Origin of the sequence: Streptomyces tagetis, from assembly GCF_018069565.1 — a bacterium.
Classification (GTDB): domain Bacteria; phylum Actinomycetota; class Actinomycetes; order Streptomycetales; family Streptomycetaceae; genus Streptomyces; species Streptomyces tagetis.
This window is the reverse complement of record NZ_JAGPNL010000006.1, coordinates 293,804-312,316: the sequence shown is the minus strand read 5'-3', so window position 1 is coordinate 312,316 and position 18,513 is coordinate 293,804. Positions and strand designations below refer to the sequence as shown.

15 protein-coding genes are annotated in these 18,513 nt (G+C 76.4%); 8 read left to right on the top strand and 7 right to left on the bottom strand.

Going from position 1 to position 18,513, the window contains the following annotated elements; genetic code table 11:
• Position 1: 1 nt before the first annotated feature.
• The 6 genes from J5Y05_RS22235 to J5Y05_RS22210 are packed head-to-tail and all read left to right on the top strand — an operon-like array spanning position 2 to position 6,999.
• On the top strand, positions 2-1,318 hold the full coding sequence (locus J5Y05_RS22235) for an O-antigen ligase family protein (protein ID WP_210874800.1): 1,317 nt from the start codon (positions 2-4) through the stop codon (positions 1,316-1,318).
• On the top strand, positions 1,315-3,264 hold the full coding sequence (locus J5Y05_RS22230) for a lipid II flippase MurJ (RefSeq protein ID WP_210874799.1): 1,950 nt from the start codon (positions 1,315-1,317) through the stop codon (positions 3,262-3,264). Before J5Y05_RS22235 ends, J5Y05_RS22230 begins: the two co-directional genes overlap by 4 nt.
• Before the next feature lie 37 nt (positions 3,265-3,301).
• On the top strand, positions 3,302-3,991 hold the full coding sequence (locus tag J5Y05_RS22225) for a polysaccharide deacetylase family protein (RefSeq protein ID WP_210874886.1): 690 nt from the start codon (positions 3,302-3,304) through the stop codon (positions 3,989-3,991).
• A 1-nt stretch (position 3,992) separates the two neighbouring features.
• Positions 3,993-5,165 (top strand): glycosyltransferase, encoded by a 1,173-nt coding sequence (locus J5Y05_RS22220; RefSeq protein ID WP_210874798.1) that lies wholly within the window; start codon positions 3,993-3,995, stop codon positions 5,163-5,165.
• Positions 5,162-5,893: a YveK family protein gene (locus tag J5Y05_RS22215; RefSeq protein ID WP_247615087.1), complete on the top strand. Its 732-nt coding sequence runs from the start codon at positions 5,162-5,164 to the stop codon at positions 5,891-5,893. Before J5Y05_RS22220 ends, J5Y05_RS22215 begins: the two co-directional genes overlap by 4 nt.
• Complete coding sequence (locus J5Y05_RS22210; RefSeq protein WP_210874797.1) at positions 5,890-6,999, top strand: GNAT family N-acetyltransferase; 1,110 nt, start codon at positions 5,890-5,892, stop codon at positions 6,997-6,999. The genes J5Y05_RS22215 and J5Y05_RS22210 overlap by 4 nt, the downstream gene beginning before the upstream one ends.
• A 25-nt stretch (positions 7,000-7,024) precedes the next feature.
• On the opposite strand, the gene J5Y05_RS22205 is transcribed toward J5Y05_RS22210, so the two are convergent.
• Positions 7,025-8,257 carry a glycoside hydrolase family 26 protein gene (locus tag J5Y05_RS22205; RefSeq protein WP_210874796.1) on the bottom strand — a complete coding sequence of 411 codons (1,233 nt, stop codon included), beginning with the start codon at positions 8,255-8,257 and terminating at the stop codon, positions 7,025-7,027.
• A 211-nt stretch (positions 8,258-8,468) separates the two neighbouring features.
• On the opposite strand from J5Y05_RS22205, the gene J5Y05_RS22200 reads away from it, so the two are divergent.
• Entirely contained in the window at positions 8,469-9,758 is a 1,290-nt protein-coding gene (locus J5Y05_RS22200; RefSeq protein WP_210874795.1) for a carboxylate--amine ligase, read from the top strand.
• A 105-nt stretch (positions 9,759-9,863) separates the two neighbouring features.
• Here J5Y05_RS22200 and J5Y05_RS22195 read toward each other — a convergent pair whose 3' ends face one another.
• The 3 genes from J5Y05_RS22195 to rdlA all read right to left on the bottom strand — a co-directional run bounded on the left by J5Y05_RS22195 (position 9,864) and on the right by rdlA (position 12,026).
• Positions 9,864-10,982, bottom strand: a complete 1,119-nt coding sequence (locus J5Y05_RS22195; protein WP_210874794.1) for a chaplin — start codon at positions 10,980-10,982, stop codon at positions 9,864-9,866.
• Between the two features lie 141 nt (positions 10,983-11,123).
• Positions 11,124-11,351: a chaplin ChpD gene (gene chpD, locus J5Y05_RS22190; RefSeq protein ID WP_281730793.1), complete on the bottom strand. Its 228-nt coding sequence runs from the start codon at positions 11,349-11,351 to the stop codon at positions 11,124-11,126.
• Between the two features lie 282 nt (positions 11,352-11,633).
• Positions 11,634-12,026 (bottom strand): rodlin RdlA, encoded by a 393-nt coding sequence (rdlA, locus tag J5Y05_RS22185; RefSeq protein ID WP_210874792.1) that lies wholly within the window; start codon positions 12,024-12,026, stop codon positions 11,634-11,636.
• A 263-nt stretch (positions 12,027-12,289) separates the two neighbouring features.
• Between rdlA and rdlB the strand changes: the two genes are divergently transcribed.
• Positions 12,290-12,682, top strand: coding sequence for a rodlin RdlB (gene rdlB, locus J5Y05_RS22180; RefSeq protein WP_030418200.1), 393 nt, complete (start codon positions 12,290-12,292; stop codon positions 12,680-12,682).
• 80 nt (positions 12,683-12,762) lie between these two features.
• Here the strand turns inward: rdlB and J5Y05_RS22175 are convergent, their stop codons facing one another.
• The 3 genes from J5Y05_RS22175 to mmsA form a co-directional block, all read right to left on the bottom strand.
• Entirely contained in the window at positions 12,763-13,719 is a 957-nt protein-coding gene (locus tag J5Y05_RS22175) for an ABC transporter permease (RefSeq protein WP_210874791.1), read from the bottom strand.
• On the bottom strand, positions 13,716-16,352 hold the full coding sequence (locus J5Y05_RS22170) for a CocE/NonD family hydrolase (protein WP_210874790.1): 2,637 nt from the start codon (positions 16,350-16,352) through the stop codon (positions 13,716-13,718). The genes J5Y05_RS22175 and J5Y05_RS22170 overlap by 4 nt, the downstream gene beginning before the upstream one ends.
• A gap of 97 nt (positions 16,353-16,449) precedes the next feature.
• The gene (gene mmsA / locus J5Y05_RS22165) at positions 16,450-17,952 is read right to left on the bottom strand and encodes a CoA-acylating methylmalonate-semialdehyde dehydrogenase (protein ID WP_210874789.1); all 1,503 of its coding nucleotides are present in this window, start codon (positions 17,950-17,952) and stop codon (positions 16,450-16,452) included.
• Positions 17,953-18,513: the final 561 nt, after the last annotated feature.

Genomic DNA, 18,513 nt, shown 5'->3' with positions numbered 1-18,513 from the left:
GGTGAGCCAGGCCCTTGCCCTGTGGCCGGCCGCGCGCGTGCGCCGGCTGCCGCCCGTACTGGCCGCGGTCGCGGTCGTCGTCCTGCTGGCGCTGCCCGTCCCCCCGGACGGGGAGGGCGGCCCGCACCCGGCCGACGTGGCCTCGGCGGTGCTGGTGGTGTTCTGCGCGGTCCGTCTGCTGCGCGGGCGGCTGCGTCCGCTGCCGCGCACGGCGGCCGTGGTGCTGGGGCTGCCGGTGGTGGGCCTGACCGTCGCCGCGCTGGGCGCGTCCTCGCCGGAGGCCGGGCTCGTCGGCCTCTGCCGCTACCTCCAGCTCTTCGTGCTGGTCCCGGCGGCCGTGCTGCTGCTGGTGCGGGGCCGCTCGGACGTACGGCTGCTGGCCTGGTCGACGGTGGGGCTCGCGCTGTGGCAGGGCGCGGTCGGGGTGCACCAGTACGCCACCGGGACCGGCGCCTCCTACCAGGGGGAGCAGGTGCGCGCGGTGGGCACCTTCGGGCCGCAGGACGTGATGGGGATGGCGACCGTCGTCGCCCTGGGGCTGGTCTGCGCGGTGGGTCTGGCGCTCGGCAGCGGGCCCGTGCGGCAGCGGGCGGTGGCCGCCGGGTGCGCGCTGGCACTGCTGCTGCCGCTCGCGCTCTCCTTCAGCCGCGGGGCGTGGATCGCCACGGCGCTGACCTGCGCGGCGCAGTTGCTGCTGTCCGGGGCGCGGCGGGCGCTGGCGGTGGGGGCGGCGGCCGTCGCGGCGGGCGTGGTGCTGGTGGCCGGGTTCGGGGTGGGGACGGCGATGCTCCAGGAGCGCGTCGACAGCATCACCCGGGTCACCGAAGCCCCCGACCGTTCGGTGACCGACCGGTACACGATGTGGGCGGCGGCGGCCGGGATGTGGCGTGAACAGCCGCTGACCGGCGTCGGCCTGAAGGGCTTTCCGGAGCACCGGGACGGCCACGCCTCGCTCGCCCTGTCCTCCGGCAGCGAGACCGAGGGCGCCGGTTCCGGCTACTACCGGCAGCCGCTGCTCTCCCCGCACAACATGTACCTGCTCGTCCTGGCCGAGCAGGGGCTGATCGGGCTGGTGGCGCTGGCGGGGAGCTGGCTGGCGCTGCTCGTCCTCGGCCTGCGCCGCCTCGCCGCCGGCCGGCGCCGTCCGGGGGGCGGGGCGGAGGCGGACTGCGCCCTGATCGCCTGCGGGCTGCTGATGTGGCAGCTCGTCGACTTCTCCTACGCCGACATCGGCGGGCCCTCGACGGTGCTGACCGCCCTCGGCCTCGGGCTCGCCGCCTGGTGGGCGTGGGGCGCGCGGGAGGCCCCGGCCCCATGACGGTGACCCCTCCCCCGGCCGCCCCGGCCCCGGCCACGGCCCCGGCACCCGCGCCCGCGCCGGTCCGCGAGGCGGCCGGTCCGGCCCGTTCCTCGCGGGGTTTCCTCGCGCGGGCCGCGCTGGTCACGGCCGCCCTGTCGGTCGCCGGGTCGGTGCTCGGGCTGGCCCGGGACCAGGCGCTGGCGCGGCTCTTCGGGGCGGGCAGCGCGACCGACGCCTTCCTGGTGGCGTGGACGGTGCCGGAGTTCGCGGCGACGCTGCTCATCGAGGACGGGCTGGCCTTCGCGCTGGTCCCGATGTTCAGCGTGGCCCTGGCCCGCCGCGCCCGGGGCGTGCCCGGGGACCCGGTGCGGGCGCTGGTCGCCGCCACCCTGCCCCGGCTGGCGCTCGCCTTCGCGGCGGCCGGGGCGCTGGTCGCCGCCGGTGCCCCGCTGCTGGTGCGCGCGCTGGCGCCGGGCCTGGCCGACCACGCCCTGGCGGTGGAGTGCACCCGGCTCACCGCGACCTGCCTGCTCAGCTTCGGGCTGGCCGGGTACTGCAGCGCGGCGCTGCGGGCGCACGGGCGGTTCCTGGCACCGGCGGCGATCTACGTCGCGTACAACACCGGCATCATCGCGGCGATGGTCGTGCTGGGCGGGCGCCTCGGGGTGCGTTCGGCGGCGGCGGGGGTCGCGGTGGGCGGGGTGCTGATGGTGGCGGCCCAGGCGCCGTCGCTGCTGGGCCGGCTGCGGCCCCGGGGCGCGGGACGGGCCACGGCGGGCACCGGCGGACGCACGGCCGGCCCCCCGGACGAAGCGACGACCGGCCGAGCGAGCCGGCTCACGACCGGCCGCGCGGACCTGCCCACGACCGGACCCACGACCGCCCCCGAGCCCGGACCCGCCACCGGCCCCACATCCGGCCACACAAGCCGACCCGCCACCGGCCCCACCCCCGACCGCACGGCCGCACCCGTCACCGCACCCCGGACCGCCCCCGCCCCCGCCCCCGGCCGGACCGTCGGCAAGCCGCCCGCGCGGCCCCTCGCGCTCGGCCTCTTCGCCACCGTCCTGCTCTTCGCGCTGTGCCGCCAGTCCCAGGTGCTCATCGAGCGCTTCCTCGCCTCCGGGCTCCCCGCCGGGGCCATCTCGCACCTCAACTACGCGCAGAAGGTCGCGCAGATCCCGATGACGCTGTCGCTGATGCTCTGCACGGTCACCTTCCCGGTGGTGGCGCGGGCGCTGGCCGACGGTGACACGGTCCGGGCCCGCGACCGCGTCGAGCGGGACGTGGCGTTCGCCGCCTGCCTGGTCCTGCTGGGCACGGCGGTGGCCGTCGCGTGCGCGCCCCGGATCATCGCCGCCCTCTTCGAGCGCGGCGCCTTCGGCGCGGCCGACACGGCGGCGACCGCCGGGGTGATGCGCGTGTACGCGCTCGGGCTGCTCGGCCAGACCGTGGTGGGCGCGCTGGCCCGCTCCTACTTCTCGGCGGGCCGCGGCAGTTGGTACCCGTTCGCCGCGATGGCGGCCGGCGTCGCGGCGACCGCGGCTCTCGGCGCGCTCGCCGTGGGCCCCTGGGGCGTGGCCGGCATCGCCGCCGCCAACGCCGCCGGGATCACCCTGACCGCCGCCCTGCTGCTGGCCGGCATGGGCCCGCGCAGCGTGCCGGTCCGTCCGGGCCGGGTGCTGGGCGAGCTGGCCAGGCTGGTGCCGGCGGCTGCGGTGGCGACGGCGGCGGGCGCGTTCGCCGCGGACCGGGCCGCCTCCCCGGCGGCGGGAGTCGCCGCCGGCGCCGTCACCGTCCTCGCCGTCTTCGCCCTGCTCGGCCTCGCCCTGGGCGTCCAGGGCGCCACCACCGCCGTCCGCTGCGCGCACTCCGCCCCGCCCCTCCTCCGCGCGGCGTTCCGCACCCTCCTCCGTCCCGTCACACGAAGGCTTCCGCATGGCCGTTTCCGCAGATTCCGTTGAACTCCGCCCGCGTGCCCGCACCGTCCCGTGGGTGGCGATGTACCACTCCGTCGGCGACGCGAGCGACGACCCGTACCGCATCACGGTCACACCCGACCGGCTCGACGCGCAGCTCGGCTGGCTGCGCCGGCGCGGGCTGCGCGGGGTGTCGGTGGCCGCGCTGCTGGCCGCCCGCGCCCGCGGCGAGGACCGCGGCCTGGTCGGGCTGACCTTCGACGACGGGTACGCCGACTTCGTCGAGCACGCGCTGCCCGTGCTGCGCCGCCGGGGCTGCGGGGCGACCCTGTTCGTCCTGCCGGGGCGGCTCGGCGGCGACAACGCCTGGGACCCGCTGGGCCCGCGCAAACGCCTGCTGACCAGCGAGGGCATCCGGCAGGCCGCCGCCGAGGGCATCGAGATCGGCTCGCACGGGCTCACCCACGCCGACCTCACCACGGCCGGCGCCACCGCGCTGACCTCCGAGACGGCCGGCAGCCGCCTGCTGCTGACCGAGCTGACCGGCACCGCGCCCGCCGGGTTCTGCTACCCGTACGGCGCCGTCGACCGGCGGGCCGCCGACGCCGTGCGCGAGGCCGGCTACGCCTACGCCTGCGCGATCGACCCCGGCCCGCTGACCGGCCCGTACGCGCTGCCCCGGGTGCACGTCGGGCAGCGGGACACGGCCGTACGGATGCTGCTGAAGACCCGGCTGCACCGGCTGCGCCGCCGCCCCTCGCAGGGGGTGTGAGATGCGCGCGGAGCCCGCCCCGGCCAGGGTCCTGCACATCATCACCGGCCTCGGCGTGGGCGGCGCGGAGCAGCAACTGCGGCTGCTGCTGCGCCACTTGCCGGTGGACAGCGAGGTCGTCACGCTCACCAACCCGGGTCCGGTCGCCGAGGGTCTCGCCGCCGACGGGGTGCGCGTCACCCACCTGGGCATGGGCGGCAACCGGGACCTGGCCGCGCTGCCCCGGCTGGCCCGGGTCATCCGCGCCGGCCGCTACGACCTGGTCCACACCCACCTGTACCGCGCCTGTCTCTACGGGCGGCTCGCCGCCCGGCTGGCCGGGGTGCGGGCGGTCGTCGCCACCGAACACTCCCTGGGCGACACGCAGATGGAGGGCCGTCCGCTCACCGCGGGCGTGCGCGCCCTGTACCTGGCCGGGGAGAAGCTGGGCCGCGCCACCGTCGCCGTCTCCCCCACCGTCGCCGCCCGGCTGCGCCGCTGGGGCGTGCCCGCGCCCCGCATCGAGGTCGTCCCCAACGGCGTCGACCTGGACCGCTTCCGCTTCGACCCCGCGGCCCGGCTCCGCGCCCGGCGCCTGCTGGGCCTGCCCGAGGACGCGTACGTCGTCGGGGGCCTGGGCCGGCTCGTCCCGGGCAAGCGGTTCGACGTCCTGGTCGGGGCGCTGGCGCGGCTGCCCGGCGACGTCCGGCTGCTGCTGGTCGGCGGCGGCCCCGAGGAGCCCGCGCTGCGCGAGGCCGCCCGGCGGGCCGGGGCCGGGGGCCGGGTCGTGCTGGCCGGGGAGCGGCCCGCCCTGCCCGACGGCTCGGCCGGGCCGGACCTGCCCGCCCTGCTCTCGGCGATGGACGTCCTGGCCTCGCCGTCGCCGGAGGAGGCGTTCGGGCTGGCGGCGGTGGAGGCGCTGGCCTCGGGACTGCCGGTGCTCTACGCCTCCTGTCCGGCGATCGAGGACCTCCCCCCGTCGGCCGCGCCCGCCGCCCGGCACGTCGGCGGCGGACCGGCCGGGTTCGCCCGCGCCCTCGCCGAGGCCCGCGCCGCCCCGGCCGGTCCGCGCACCGCGCCCGAGGCCGCCCGCCACTACTGCGTCACCCGCAGCGCCGCCCGGCTGATGGACGTGTACGCGACCGCCCTCACCCGCCCCCCGTACCCGGCCCTCCAGGGAGTTGGTTCCGCATGACCGAGTCCACCGTCCAGTCCGCGCCCGCCGCCCGGCACCTCACCGACGGGCCGCGCGCCGAGCCCGCGCCGGAGCCCGGCCCGGGACGCCTGCCGCGCCTGCGCCGGCGCGCGGACGCCCCGCGCCTGCCGCGCCGGTCCCTGCCCGCCTGGTCGCTGCTGGCGGCCGGCGTCGTCGCCGGGGGGCTGCTCGGCGGCGGCTACGGGCTGCTGCGGACCCCGCAGTACACGGCGACGAGCTATGTCGTCGCCGTCCCCACCGAGAAGTCCGACCCGGCCGCCGCGCTCGGCTTCGCCCAGGCGTACGGGCGGGTCGCCACGCAGCTCGCGGTGCTCGAAGGCGCCCAGAAGACGGCGGGCGTGCCGGTCGCCACCCTGCGCTCCGGCGTGCGGGCCGAGACCTCGCCGGACGCGCCGATGGTCTCCCTCACGGCCACCTCCCCCCGCCCCGCCAAGGCCGCGGCCATGGCCAACGCCGTCTCCCAGGCCCTCACCCGGCACGCCCAGACCGCCGGGGGCGACACCCACGTCGAGCTGCGGGAGTTCGCGCGGGCCACCAGGCCGGCCGAGGCGTCCTCGGCGTCCGCCCCCGTGACCGGGCTGGTCGGCGCCTGCGCGGGCGGGCTGCTCGGCGCTCTGGCGATGCTGGTCCGGCCGCGCCGCACCCCGGCGGAGAGAGCCGTCCCCGCCCCCGGCGCCCCCGCCGGCGACGCGCGCGGACTGCTGTGACGTACACGAGTGAACTCGTCACCGACGAGCGCCGGTTCGCCGAACTGGGCCCGCAGTGGACGCGGCTGTACCGGCGGTGCGCCGCCGCGACCCCGTTCCAGAGCCACGCCTGGCTGCACTCCTGGTGGCGTTCGTACGGGCGCCCCGGCCGGCTGCGGCTTCTCCTCGTCCGGGACGGCGCCGCGCTGGTGGGCGCGGCCCCGCTGATGCGGGTGGCCCGCCCGGTGCCGGCGCTGGTGCCGCTGGGCGGGGCGATCTGCGACTACGGGGACGTACTGCTGGACGACGGGCACGGCACCCGGGCGGCGGACGCGCTCGCCGGCACGCTGGCGCGGGCGGCCCGCACCGCCCTGGTCGACCTGCGCGAGGTCCGGCCGGGCGCCGCCGCCGAGGCCGTCTACGACCGCTGGCGCGGGCCCCGGCACCGCCTGGCGGACTCCCTCTGCCTGGAGCTGCCCGCCGCCCCGATGGACGACCTGGTGGCCCGGCTGCCCTCGGCCAAGGCGCGGCAGCGGGTCCGCGCCAAGCTGCGCAGACTGGACGCGCTCGGCGTCAAGGGCCGCGCCGTCCTCCCGGAGGAGACGGAGGCGGCACTCGGGCGGCTGCTGGACCTGCACCGGCTCCAGTGGCAGGGGCGGAAGGTGACCGGCGAGCACCTGCGGCCCCGGTTCCGCGAGCACCTGGTGCGGGCGGCGGGGCCGATGGTCCGGGCCGGGGACGCGGTGGTCACCGAGTTCCGGCTGGACGACGAGGTGGTGGCGGTGGACCTGACGCTGCGCTCGCCGCGACTGGCCGGCGGCTACCTGTACGGCGCCCACCCGAGGCTGCGCGAGCTGAAGGCGGACGTGGCGGTGATGCTGCTGGAGGCGTGCGCCGGGCGCGCGGGCGGCGGCGGGCACGGCACGCTGAGCCTGCTGCGCGGCAACGAGCCGTACAAGCACCACTGGCGCCCCCTGCCGGTGGCCAACGGGCGGCTGCTGCTGGCCCGCCGGCGCACCGCCCCGCTGCTGGCGGCGGCCCTCGCGGACGCCGCCGCCCGCCGGCGCGGCAAGGAGGCGCTGGGCGTGTGGCGGGAGCGGAGGGAGCGCGGTGGCGGCCGGAGCTGATCGTTCCGGCCGCCGGCGCGTTCCGCTACCGGTCGCGCGACCACCACTCCAGCCGCAGGCAGAGCCTCCCGCCGAGCCAGGACTCGACCCAGTCGCCCAGTCCCAGCGGCGAGCAGCCGGCCGGCGGCGCCGGGATGGTGGGGGCGGCGGCCGGCTCCTCGGTGCGGCCGGAGAGGACGGACCGGTAGACGGCGGTGGACTCGGGGTTCTGGCCGCACTGCCACACGCCGTGCGGGCAGTAGTCGGTGACGGTGTTGTACAGCGGCCGGTGCTCGTCCATCCAGGCGAGCATCCGCCGCATGTACTCCGGGTTGTCGCCGTTGCGGAAGAGCCCCCACTCCGGGTACGAGACCGGCTTGCCGTGGGCCTTGGCGAAGTCGATGTGCGCCTGGAGGCCGTAAGGCTCGCTCACCTGCTCGTCGAAGGGCATGCCGCGCGGCTGGTCGTAGGAGTCCATGCCGATGATGTCGACGGTGTCGTCGCCCGGGTAGCACTCGGTCCACGGCACGGCGTCCCGGCCGCGGCTGGGCGCGAAGTCGAAGCGGAACTCCTGGCCGGGCACCGACCGCATGGTGGTGACGATCCGGTTCCAGTACGCCTTCCACGCCTCGGGGTCGGGGCCGCAGCGGTGGGTGTAGGTGATGCCGTTCATCTCCCAGCCGAGGACCAGCACCGTGTCGGGCACCTTGAGGGCGACCAGCCGCTCGGCGAGGGCCCGGTAGTGGTGGTCGAAGCGGCCGGCGGCGCCCTGGCGCAGCAGGGCCCGGACCTCGGCGTCGCCGACGCCCTCCTCGTTGCGCTCCATCATCGGCACGTTGAGGACGAGCATCCGGTCGGGGCGGTCGGTGCGCCACCGCGCCCAGGAGGTCAGGAATCCGGGGGCGCCCTCGATGTTGCTCCACCGGTCGCCGGGCAGGTAGGTGTGGCCGACGCGCAGGTCGGCGCCGCCGAGCCAGTCGCCGAGTTCGGCCATGCGGGCGACGCCGTCCGGCCCGTAGTCCAGGTACGCGCCGAAGGCGGGCGTGCCCTTCGCCGCGGGCGCGGCGGGGGCCGGGGCGGGGACGGCGGACGCGGCGGAGCCGGGGGCAGGGGCCGGGGCCGGGACGGCGGAGGCGGCGGCGGGGGCGGGCAGGGCCGGGTCCTCGGCGGCGGCCTGGGGGCCGCTCGCCAGGACGGCCGTCACCGCCACCACCGCGGCGACCGCCGCCGCCGCGCGGGCGGGCCCGCGGCTTCGGCGCGGTGGCTGATGGGAGGTCATACCGGCTCCTCTCTCGGCTCTGCGTCCTGCGCTGTGCTGCCCTGCTGCACCAATCACTCCCTGTTCCGTCGCGCGTCCCCCTCTGTGCACGGCCGGGGACACATAGTGACACCCAGTCACATGACAGGCCCTCACGCCACCGCCGTTACGGCATTCGAGTGCGCCGATCGCCCGCTCCGGTGATCCGGACCGACTGTGAAGGAACCCCGCCGTGCCGCTGTTCGACACCCGCGTCCCCGCCGTTGTGCTGCGGACCGACCGGAATCCGTTCCACCACGGCACCCTCGGCGCCGTGCGCTCGCTCGGCCGGGCCGGGGTGGACGTGCACCTGGTCGCCGACTGCGCGGGCGGCCCCGTCGGCGCCTCCCGCTTCGTGACCGCCCTGCACACTCCCCCGCCGCCCGGTGCCCCGGCGGCCGAGATCACGGCGGCCCTGCGCCGGATCGCCGCCCGGATCGCCCGGCCGGCGGTACTGATCCCGATGGACGACGCGTGCGCGGTCGCGGTGGGCCGGGCGCGGGCCGAGCTGGCCCCCGCCTTCCTCCTGCCCGACCTGCCCGGGGAGCTGCCGGCGCGGGTCGCCGACAAGGCGGAGCTGGCCGGGCTGTGCGCGGCGCTCGGTGTGCCGCACCCGGAGACGGTGGTGCCGGACGGCCCCGAGGAGGCGGCCCGCGCCGCGTGGCGGCTGGGGCTGCCGGTGGTGGCGAAGTGGAGCCGGCCGTGGCTGGTGCCGGCGGGCAGCGGGCTGCGCAGCACGGTGCTGCTGCGCTCGGCGCGGGAGGCCCGGGAGCTGTTCCTGCGGGCCGGGGAGGCGGGGAGCCGGCTGCTGCTCCAGGCGTTCCTGGAGCCGGGGACGGACCGGGACTGGTTCGTCCACGGGTACGCCGACCGTACGGGCGCGGTACGGGCGGGCGGTCCGGGGCGCAAGACGCGGGCCCGGCCGCGCGGCGCCGGTCTGACGGCGGTCGGCCGCTGGGAGCCGAACCCGCCGGTGGCGGCGCTCGCCGGGCGGGTCGTACGCGAACTGGGCTACCGGGGCGTGTTCGACCTCGACTTCCGCCGCTGCGGTACGACCGGCGCGTACCACCTGCTCGACTTCAACCCGCGGCCCGGCGCACAGTTCCGGCTCTTCGCCGATTCGGCCGGGCTGGACGTGGTGCGCGCCCTGCACCTGGACCTGACCCACCGCCCGCTGCCCGTGGGGGAGCCGCTGCCGGGGCGGAGGTTCGTGGTGGAGAACTACGCGCCGCTCAGCGCCCTGCGTCCGGCGGCCCAGGGACGCGAGCTGGCCTGGCACGCCCGGGACGACCGGGCCCCGGGGCGGGCCCTGTGGACGCGGTGGGGACGGCACGCGGCGGGCCGGCTGCTGCGCCGCCCGGCGTCCCGTACGGGCGGGGCGCGGTCCGACGGGCCGGCTTCGGCGCGGGTGGTGCGGCAGGCGGGCGCTCCCGATCCCGGCCGCGCGGGGCGCGGCGACGAGGAGTGGGCGGCCCGCCGCTGACCCGGCACCGGGGCGGTGGGCGGCGCCCCGGGCACGACAACGCCCCCGGCGGACGGTGCGGTGTCCGGCGGGGGCGGCGCGGTGGGGGGAGTGGGGAACCCTGGCTCAGCGCTGGGCTGCGGTGCGGCCCCTGCGGTAGAGGATGGCACCGCCCGCGATGAGGGCGGCAGCGGCTGCGGCCGACCCCATGGTGCCGGTGGCGCCGGTCTCGGCCAGCGGCGGAGGCGTCCGCGGGGTCGTGGGGGGCGTCGTCGGCGGGGTGGTCGGAGGCGTCGGCGGCTTCGTGGGAGGCGTCGGCGGCTTCGTCGGCGGCGTGGTGGGAGGAGTGGGCGGCGTGGTGGGAGGCGTCTCCTCCTCGCCGTAGCCCCCGGACTCGCAGCGGTTGCCGAAGACCGGGTTGAGGGCGGAGATCACGTCGACGGTGTTCCCGCAGAGGTTGACCGGCACGTCGACCGGCACCTGGATGGCGTTGCCGGAGCCGACGCCGGGCGAGCCCTCGGTGACGCCGCCCGCGTGGGCGCCGCCGCCGTACCCGCCGCCGGAGCCGTAGCCTCCGTCGGAGCCGTAGCCGCGGTCGTCCGAGCCGTAGCCGGACTCGTCACTGCCGTAGCCGGAGTCGTCGGAGCCGTAGCCGGAGTCGTCGGAGCCGTGCCCGCGGTCCTCCGAGCCGTACCCGGACTCACCGCCGCCATAGCCCGACTCGTCGCCGTAGCCGGATTCGCCGGAGCCGTAGCCGGAGTCGTCCGAGCCGTGCCCGCGGTCCTCCGCGCCATGGCCGGACTCACCGCCGCCGTACCCGGACTCACCGCCGCCGTACCCGGACTCACCGCCGCCGTACCCGGACTCGTCGCCGCCGTACCCGGATTCGCCGGAGCCGTAGCCGGAGTCGTCCGAGCCGTGCCCGCGGTCCTCCGAGCCGTACCCGGACTCGTCCGAGCCCTGCCCGCGGTCCTCGGAGCCGTGGCCCGAGCCGTCCTCGTGGGCGTCGGCCCGGTGGTGCTGCTCGCTGACGTTGGCGCACTGGTTCCCGAACGTCGGGTTCAGCACCCCGACGAGGTCGATGCTGTTGCCGCAGACGTTCACCGGCACGTCGATCGGCACCTGGACGGTGTTGCCGGACAGCACGCCCGGCGAGTTGACGGCTGCCCCGTCGGCCTGCGCGTCGGCGAAGGCGGGGCTGCCACACAGGGACAGGACGCTCGTCGCGGCTGCGGCCGCGACCATTCCCCTGCTCAGGGTCTGTCGCACTCTAGTTGTCTTCCTGCCTGGAGCGGTTGGCTCGTAAAAGGGGAAAAGCCGGCCCTGAACCAAGCGAGTTGGACAAGGCCGGCCGTAACGCAGCCGGTCGACTGGTGCCGAACGACGTCAGTGGTTCACGCACGCGTTGCCGAACGCCGGGTTCAGCAGACCGATCACGTTGATGCTGTTGCCGCACACGTTGACGGGGACGTGCACGGGGACCTGGATGACGTTGCCGGACAGGACGCCCGGGGAACCGAAGGCGGCACCTTCGGCACCGGCGTCGGCGAAGGCCGGGGCGGCGATGCCCATGGCCATGATGGCGCCCGCGACGACAGCAGCGCTCTTCTTCATGAACTTTCCCTTCTCTGCGGTCATGCCTGATTGACGGCCGAAACCGCGCGAGCACAGCTTGGACGGCTCGCACCATGACCAGCAGCCTGCAAACGAGGAATTGACGGCTGGAGAAACAACAGAACGTGGAACCCCGGGAAAGTCACCCGAAAGCCTCACCACACGGTGCGGACGTACCGCCGGAAGGGTGGTGTTCCCTCGCCCGGCGGCATCCCCGCCCGTGTGCCGACCGGGTGGCCCGCGCGTGTGACGGCGGACCACTCCGGTCTAGCGCGATACGGCTCAGCTCTGGCCGTTCGCCGACAGGACCGACAGGTCCTCCAGGATGTGCGACAGGGCACCGTCGCGCTTGGCCTGGGTGGAGTTGTCGGAGCACTGCTGGTTGAGGTCGTCCGACAGCAGCGCCACGTCCTGGATCGGGATCAGGTTGAGGGCGGCGACGTTGACGTCCTCGACACCGAGGCACGGCTTGTTCAGCGAACCCTGGACCAGGGAGAGCTGGGGGCTCATGTCGCCCTTGGTGGCCGAGTTGCCGAACGACGACACGGCACCGTTGCCGTTGGCCACGGCCGGACCGTTGTCGTCTCCGATGGCAAGCGCCTGGGGAGCCGCAACCGCCGTCATACCGATCACAGAAGCGGCGGCCGCCGCGGCGACCATTGCCTTCTTGAGCACTTCGCGTTCCTTTCCTCGTAGCGACGCACTGTCCTACGGCCTCATCAACAGGACGCGGGATGATTGGTTGCGGGCGTTCACCCGGTTGGCCCCGTGTGGAACGGTGAAATGGACGCGAACCCGCTGGAATACGGGGCGGTCGCGGGTATCCGCACACACTTCCCGTTGTCGGCCGACCGAGTGAACGGGAGAAACCCGTTTGCAGTCGCGGAGTTGACCAGGGCGCTCCGGTGGACGGGGTTTCCTCAGAAAGGACCGAGTCAGTGATCAAGAAGGTTGTTGCCTACGCGGCGATCGCCGCCTCCGTCATGGGTGCCTCCGCTGCCGCGGCCCCGCAGGCCATGGCGCTCGGCGACGACAGCGGGCCGCTCGTCGCCAACGGGAACGGTGCCTCGCAGTACTTCGGCAACTCCGCGACGTACGGCAACATGAGCCCGCAGATGGCGCTCATCCAGGGCTCCTTCAACAAGCCCTGCATCGCGGTGAGCGACATCCCGGTCAGCGTGGTGGGCCTGGTGCCGATCCAGGACATCCCGCTGCTGTCGGACGACCTGAACCAGCAGTGCACCGAGAACTCGACGCAGACCAAGCGCGACGGTGCGCTGGCCCACCTCCTGGAGGACGTGTCGATCCTGTCCGCCAGCGGCCAGGGCTGATCAGGGCGGAGGGGCGGGCGGCCGGACGCACCGGCGGCCCGCCCCTCCGGCGTGTCCGGGTCCACGCGGCCCGCGCGGGGTCAGGACACGACGTCCTTGCGGGCGAAGCCGCGGAAGGCGAGGGCGGTCAGCACCAGGGCGCAGGACAGGGAGAGCGAGGCGCCCTGGAGCATGCCGGCCGTCTCCAGCCGGGGCGCGAGGGCGTCGAGCCAGGCGTACTGCCAGTGGGCGGGGAGCAGTTCGCGCCAGTCGCCGAGGGCGGTGACCTCGTCGAGGACGTTGCCGATGATGGTCAGTCCGACGGCGCCGCCGACCGCGCCGAGCGGGGCGTCCGTACGGGTGGAGAGCCAGAACGCCAGTGCTGCGGTGACGAGTTGGGAGACGAACACGTAGGCCGCGGCGAGGGCGAGGCGGGCGACGGCCGTGTCGGCGGCCAGGGCGCCGCCGGTGGGCAGCCGCAGCGGGCCCCAGCCGTAGGCGGCGGTGCCCACCGCGAGGGCGGTCAGCGGGAGCAGGGCGATGGCGGCGGCGCTCAGGCCGAGCGCGACGACCAGCTTGGACCACAGCAGGCGGGCCCGGGGCACCGGCGCGGCGAGCAGGTAGCGCAGCGAGGACCAGTTCGCCTCGGAGGCCACGGTGTCCCCGCAGAACAGGGCGACGGGCACGACCAGCAGGAATCCGGCGGCGGCGAAGAGGTTGACGGCGGCGAAGTTGGCGCCGGAGACGGTGGCCGTGTCCATGAGGCTGACCCGGTCGGGGTTGCCGCGCGGCCCGCCGCCGAGCCGGAAGGCGAGGAGCAGCACGAAGGGCAGGGCGACGAGGACGGCGCCCATGACGAGCGTGCGGCGCCGCTTGAGCTGGCGGATCAGCTCGACCCGCAGCGGCAGGGTGCGGCCGGGACGGTAGCCGTCGGCGGCGCGGCGGGGCGCGGGGGCGGACGCGGGCGGCGCGGCGGCGGGCTCGGCGCGCTCCGGGCCGAGGCCGGTGCGGTCGGGGCCGGTGCGGTCGGGGGTCGCGCGGTCGGCCGGCGTGCTCATGCGCGGTCTCCGATCAGGGTGAGGAAGGCGTCTTCGAGCCGTCGGTGCGGGCCCACCGAGGTGACCGGCACGTCCAGGCGGACGAGGGCGGCGATCAGATCCCGCGCGCTCCCGTCCTCGTCGAGGCGTACGAGCAGGCCCTCGTCGGCGCGGACGGCGGAGGCCACCCCGGGCAGGGCGGCGACCTTCCCGGCCAGGGCCTCCCCGGCCGGCGTGGCGGTGCCGACGAGCAGGGTGTCGCCGGAGCCGGTGATCTCGCCCGTCGGCCCGGACCGGACCAGCCGGCCCCGGTCCATCACCACGAGGTGGGTGCAGCTCTGCTCGACCTCGGCGAGGAGGTGGCTGGAGACGATCACCGTGCGGCCGGCCGCCGCGTAGCGGATCGTCACCTCGCGCATGGCGCGGATCTGCGGCGGGTCGAGTCCGTTGGCGGGCTCGTCCAGGATCAGCAGGTCGGGCAGGCCCAGCATGGCCTGGGCGAGGGCCAGGCGCTGGCGCATGCCCTGCGAGTAGGTGCGGACCGCGCGGGAGAGCGCGTCGCCGAGGCCGGCGATCTCCAGGGCCTCGTCGAGGTGGGCGTCGCCGGGCGGGCGGCCGGTGGCCCGCCAGTACAGGTCGAGGTTCTCCCGGCCGGACAGGTGCGGCAGGAAGCCGGCGCCCTCGACGAAGGCGCCGACGCGGGAGAGGACGGGGGCGCCGGGCGCGATGGCGTGGCCGAAGACGCGGATCTCGCCCTCGTCGGGGGTGATGAGGCCCATCAGCATGCGCAGGGTCGTCGTCTTGCCGGCGCCGTTGGGTCCGAGCAGGCCGAGCACCTGGCCCCGTTCCACCCGGAAGGACAGGTCGCGTACCGCGTACCGGTCCGCGGCGCCCGCGTAGCGCTTGGACAGGCCGGTGATGCGCAGCGGCACGTCCGCCAGGGCGGGGTCGGGCGCGGGGACGGCGGTGCGGCGGCGGGCCGTCAGCAGCAGGGCCGCGGCGACGGCGGCACCGGCCAGGGGCGCCCACCAGACCCAGGCGGGCAGCGCGTCGGCGGGATCGTCGCCGAAGGGCACGACCGGCACGGCGAGGGGGCCCGCGAGGGAGACGGTGTGGGTGGCGGGGGCGGCCGGGGTGGCGTAGCCGAGGTCGGTGGTGGACAGGACCAGGCGCAGCCGGTGGCCCGCGGCGACCTCGTGGTCGACGGCCGGCAGGGTGATCCGCACCTCGCGGCCGGCCTTGGCGCCGGTGACCCGGACGGGGGTGACGAGCTGGGCGGGCAGTACCTGCGGGGTGCCGCCGGGGGCGACGTCGTACACCTTGGCGAAGAGGACGGCCTCGTCGGCGGCGGACTCGACGCGGACGGTGACCGTCGGCGAGCCGGTGATGCGCAGGTCCCGGCCGAGCGGGGCGGAGTCGAACGCGGCGAACTGGCCGGGTATGTCGAGGGCGGTGCCGACGCCGAGGGAGGAGAGCCGGGCGAGGCCGCCGAGGCCGGGCAGGGCGGAGACGGCGGGCGGGGAGCCGCCGGGCGGGTTGTCGACCTTCTGGGGGCCGCCGCGCAGGTCGAGGGGGTGCGGGGCGCTGTGCAGGCCGGGGTAGGTGCCGGTGCTCACGCCGTGCAGGCGGGGTTCGCGGGTGTCGGCGCCGAGGGTGCGGGTGACGCGGAAGCCGGGGCCGGCGACGGCGGAGGCGTCGTCCTTGAGGTGGCGGTCGAAGAAGGCGGTGACGCGGGCCTGGACGCGGTCGGTCTCCTGGTCGCCGCCGTCGTGTCCGCCGGCGATCCAGTCGACGTCGACGGGGGCGCCGTTGGCGCGGATCGCGCGGGCGGCGGCGTCGGCCTGGCCGAGCGGGAAGAGGGAGTCGCTCTGGCCCTGCACCAGCAGGGTGGGCACGTCGATGCGGGCGGCGACGGCGCGCGGGCTGCGTTCCCTCAGGGTGTCCACGGCGGGCGCGTCGGGGACGCCGGACGCGGCGACCCGCTCGTACATGCGGCACAGTTCCGGCTCGAACCGGTCGCAGCCGCCGCCGGAGCCGACGAAGACGCCGGCCCACAGCTTCTTGAAGACGCCGTCGGGGAAGAGGGCGTCCGCGAGGTCCCAGTAGGTGACGGCGGGGGCGATCGCGTCGACCCGCTCGTCGTGGCCCGCGGAGAGCAGCGCGACGGCGCCGCCGTAGGAGGCGCCGGCCACGCCGACGCGGGGGTCGCCGGGTCCGTCGAGGCGGACCTGGGGCTGTTCGGCGAGCCAGTCGAGGAGCCGGGAGACGTCGGCGACCTCGCCGTCGGGGGCGTTCAGCCCGATCCGGCCGGTGGACGCGCCGAAGCCGCGCGCCGACCAGGTGAGCACCGCGTACCCGTCGCGGGCCAGCCGCTCGGCCTGGGCACGCACGTCGGCCTTGCTGCCGCCGAAGCCGTGCGCGAGCAGGACGGCCGGGCGGCGGCCGGCCCCCGCGGTGGTGAAGTACGAGGTGTCCAGGCGGACTCCGCCGCCCGTGGCGAGGGTCCGGTCGGCGCGGTGCACCGGGACCGGGTCGTCGCCGGCGAGCGCCGTCCAGGTCCCGGCGCCGGCCAGCACCACGACGGCCGCCGCGGCGGCGGCCGTGCGCCGGGGCCGGCCGAACAGCCGCCGCAGGGCGGGCAGTCGAAGATCCATGCGCCCACCGTACGGGGTGCGTCCGGCGCCGGCTCAGGCGCGGGCGCCCCCGCCCGCCGGGGCGGGACGGGGGCGCGGCCGGGCGGGCCGGGGGGCGTCAGTGGTTGCGGGGGAAGCCCAGGTCGACGCCGGTCGGGGCCTCGGACGGGTCGGGCCAGCGGGTGGTGACGACCTTGCCTCGGGTGTAGAAGTGCGTGCCGTCGTTGCCGTAGATGTGGTGGTCGCCGAAGAGCGAGTCCTTCCAGCCGCCGAAGGAGTGGTAGCCGACCGGGACGGGGATCGGCACGTTCACGCCGACCATGCCGGCCTCGACCTCCAACTGGTAGCGGCGGGCGGCGCCGCCGTCCCGGGTGAAGATCGCGGTTCCGTTGCCGAACGGCGAGGCGTTGACGAGCGCCACGCCCTCCTCGTACGTCTCCACGCGCAGCACGCACAGCACCGGGCCGAAGATCTCGTCCTGGTACGCCTTCGCGGTGGTCGGCACCCGGTCCAGCAGGGAGATGCCGATCCAGTGGCCGTCCTCGTGGCCCGGCACGGTGTGGCCGGTGCCGTCCAGGACGACCTCGGCGCCCTCGGCGGCGGCGCCGGAGACGTAGGAGGCGACCTTGTCGCGGTGGGCCTTGGTGATCAGCGGGCCCATCTCGGAGGCGGGGTCGTCGCCGGGGCCGATGACGATCTTCTCGGCGCGCTCGCGGATCTTCTCCACGAGCGCGTCGCCGACGGCGCCGACCGCGACGACGGCGGAGATCGCCATGCAGCGCTCGCCGGCCGAGCCGTAGGCCGCGGAGACGGCCGCGTCGGCCGCCGCGTCGAGGTCGGCGTCGGGCAGCACCAGCATGTGGTTCTTGGCGCCGCCGAGCGCCTGGACGCGCTTGCCGTGGGCGGAGGCGGTGGTGTGGATGTGGCGGGCGATCGGCGTGGAGCCGACGAAGGAGACCGCCTTGACGTCCGGGTGCTCCAGGAGCCGGTCGACGGCGGTCTTGTCGCCGTGGACGACGTTGAAGACGCCGTCGGGCAGTCCGGCCTCGGCGAGCAGTTCGGCGAGCCGGTTGGCGGCGGAGGGGTCCTTCTCACTCGGCTTGAGCACGAAGGTGTTGCCGCAGGCGATGGCGAGCGGGAACATCCACATCGGCACCATCGCCGGGAAGTTGAACGGCGTGATGCCGGCGACCACGCCGAGCGGCTGCCGGATGGAGGCCACGTCGACGCGCGTGGCGACCTGCGTCGACAGCTCGCCCTTGAGCTGTACGGCGATGCCGCAGGCCAGGTCGACGACCTCCAGGCCGCGGGCGACCTCGCCGAGGGCGTCGGAGTGCACCTTGCCGTGCTCGGCGGTGATCAGCGCGGCGATCTCGTCGCGGTGCTCGTCCAGCAGGGCGCGGAAGCGGAAGAGGATCGAGGTGCGCTGCGCCAGCGAGGACTGGCCCCAGGTCGTGAACGCCTCCCGGGCGGCGGCGACCGCGGCGTCCACCTCCTCGGCGGAGGCGAAGGCGACCCGGGTGGTGACCTCGCCGGTGGCCGGGTTCGTCACCGGACCGTGGTTGCCCGAGGCGCCTTCGACGGGCTTGCCGCCGATCCAGTGGTTGACGATCTTCGTCATGACCGAGAACTCCTTCGCAGAATGGCGGCGACGGGTCGAGACGTGCCGTGGGGCCGTGCTCCGCGGCCGTCGGGCCGCGGCCGGGGCCGTGGGTCCATCCCAGCAGCCCCGTCGCCCCGTGCGCGCCCGACACAGTGTCGGGGGTTCGGGCCCGCGCGTAGACAGGTGTGGGGGTCCGGGCGTGCCGCGCCCCCGGCGGACGGCGGGGCGGACCGGGACCACCGGGGACCTCCGGCGCGGGGCGGCCGGGCGGGCGGGGAGTCGGCGCTCGCACTTCGCTCCTGCCAGGGCGAAGCGGCCTCCCACGCCGGAGGCGTTCGGTGGCCGGGCGTCCCGCGCGGCGCGGTCCGGCGGGGCCGCCGGTGTCCGTCGCGGGAGCCCGGGACGGGGGTCGGCGGGGATGCCGGCGACGGCGGCACCGCGCCGCGCCTCGGCGGCGGCCGGTCGTGCGCCATCGCGTCCCCTTCGAGCCCGTCCTTGGGTCCTGTCGGGTTTCTAGCCGTGCGGATGAGGTCTGTCAATCCTTTGTCCGGACATACGGACGAAATGACTCCGGCGGGC

Coding starts and splice junctions, on each gene's coding strand:
- J5Y05_RS22230 (WP_210874799.1), top strand. CDS start 1,315: ATGACGGTGACCCCTCCCCCGGCCGCCCCGGCCCCGGCCACGGCCCCG.
- J5Y05_RS22225 (WP_210874886.1), top strand. CDS start 3,302: ATGTACCACTCCGTCGGCGACGCGAGCGACGACCCGTACCGCATCACG.
- J5Y05_RS22220 (WP_210874798.1), top strand. CDS start 3,993: ATGCGCGCGGAGCCCGCCCCGGCCAGGGTCCTGCACATCATCACCGGC.
- J5Y05_RS22215 (WP_247615087.1), top strand. CDS start 5,162: ATGACCGAGTCCACCGTCCAGTCCGCGCCCGCCGCCCGGCACCTCACC.
- J5Y05_RS22205 (WP_210874796.1), bottom strand. CDS start 8,257: ATGACCTCCCATCAGCCACCGCGCCGAAGCCGCGGGCCCGCCCGCGCG.
- J5Y05_RS22195 (WP_210874794.1), bottom strand. CDS start 10,982: ATGGTCGCGGCCGCAGCCGCGACGAGCGTCCTGTCCCTGTGTGGCAGC.
- chpD (WP_281730793.1), bottom strand. CDS start 11,351: ATGAAGAAGAGCGCTGCTGTCGTCGCGGGCGCCATCATGGCCATGGGC.
- J5Y05_RS22175 (WP_210874791.1), bottom strand. CDS start 13,719: ATGAGCACGCCGGCCGACCGCGCGACCCCCGACCGCACCGGCCCCGAC.
- J5Y05_RS22170 (WP_210874790.1), bottom strand. CDS start 16,352: ATGGATCTTCGACTGCCCGCCCTGCGGCGGCTGTTCGGCCGGCCCCGG.
- mmsA (WP_210874789.1), bottom strand. CDS start 17,952: ATGACGAAGATCGTCAACCACTGGATCGGCGGCAAGCCCGTCGAAGGC.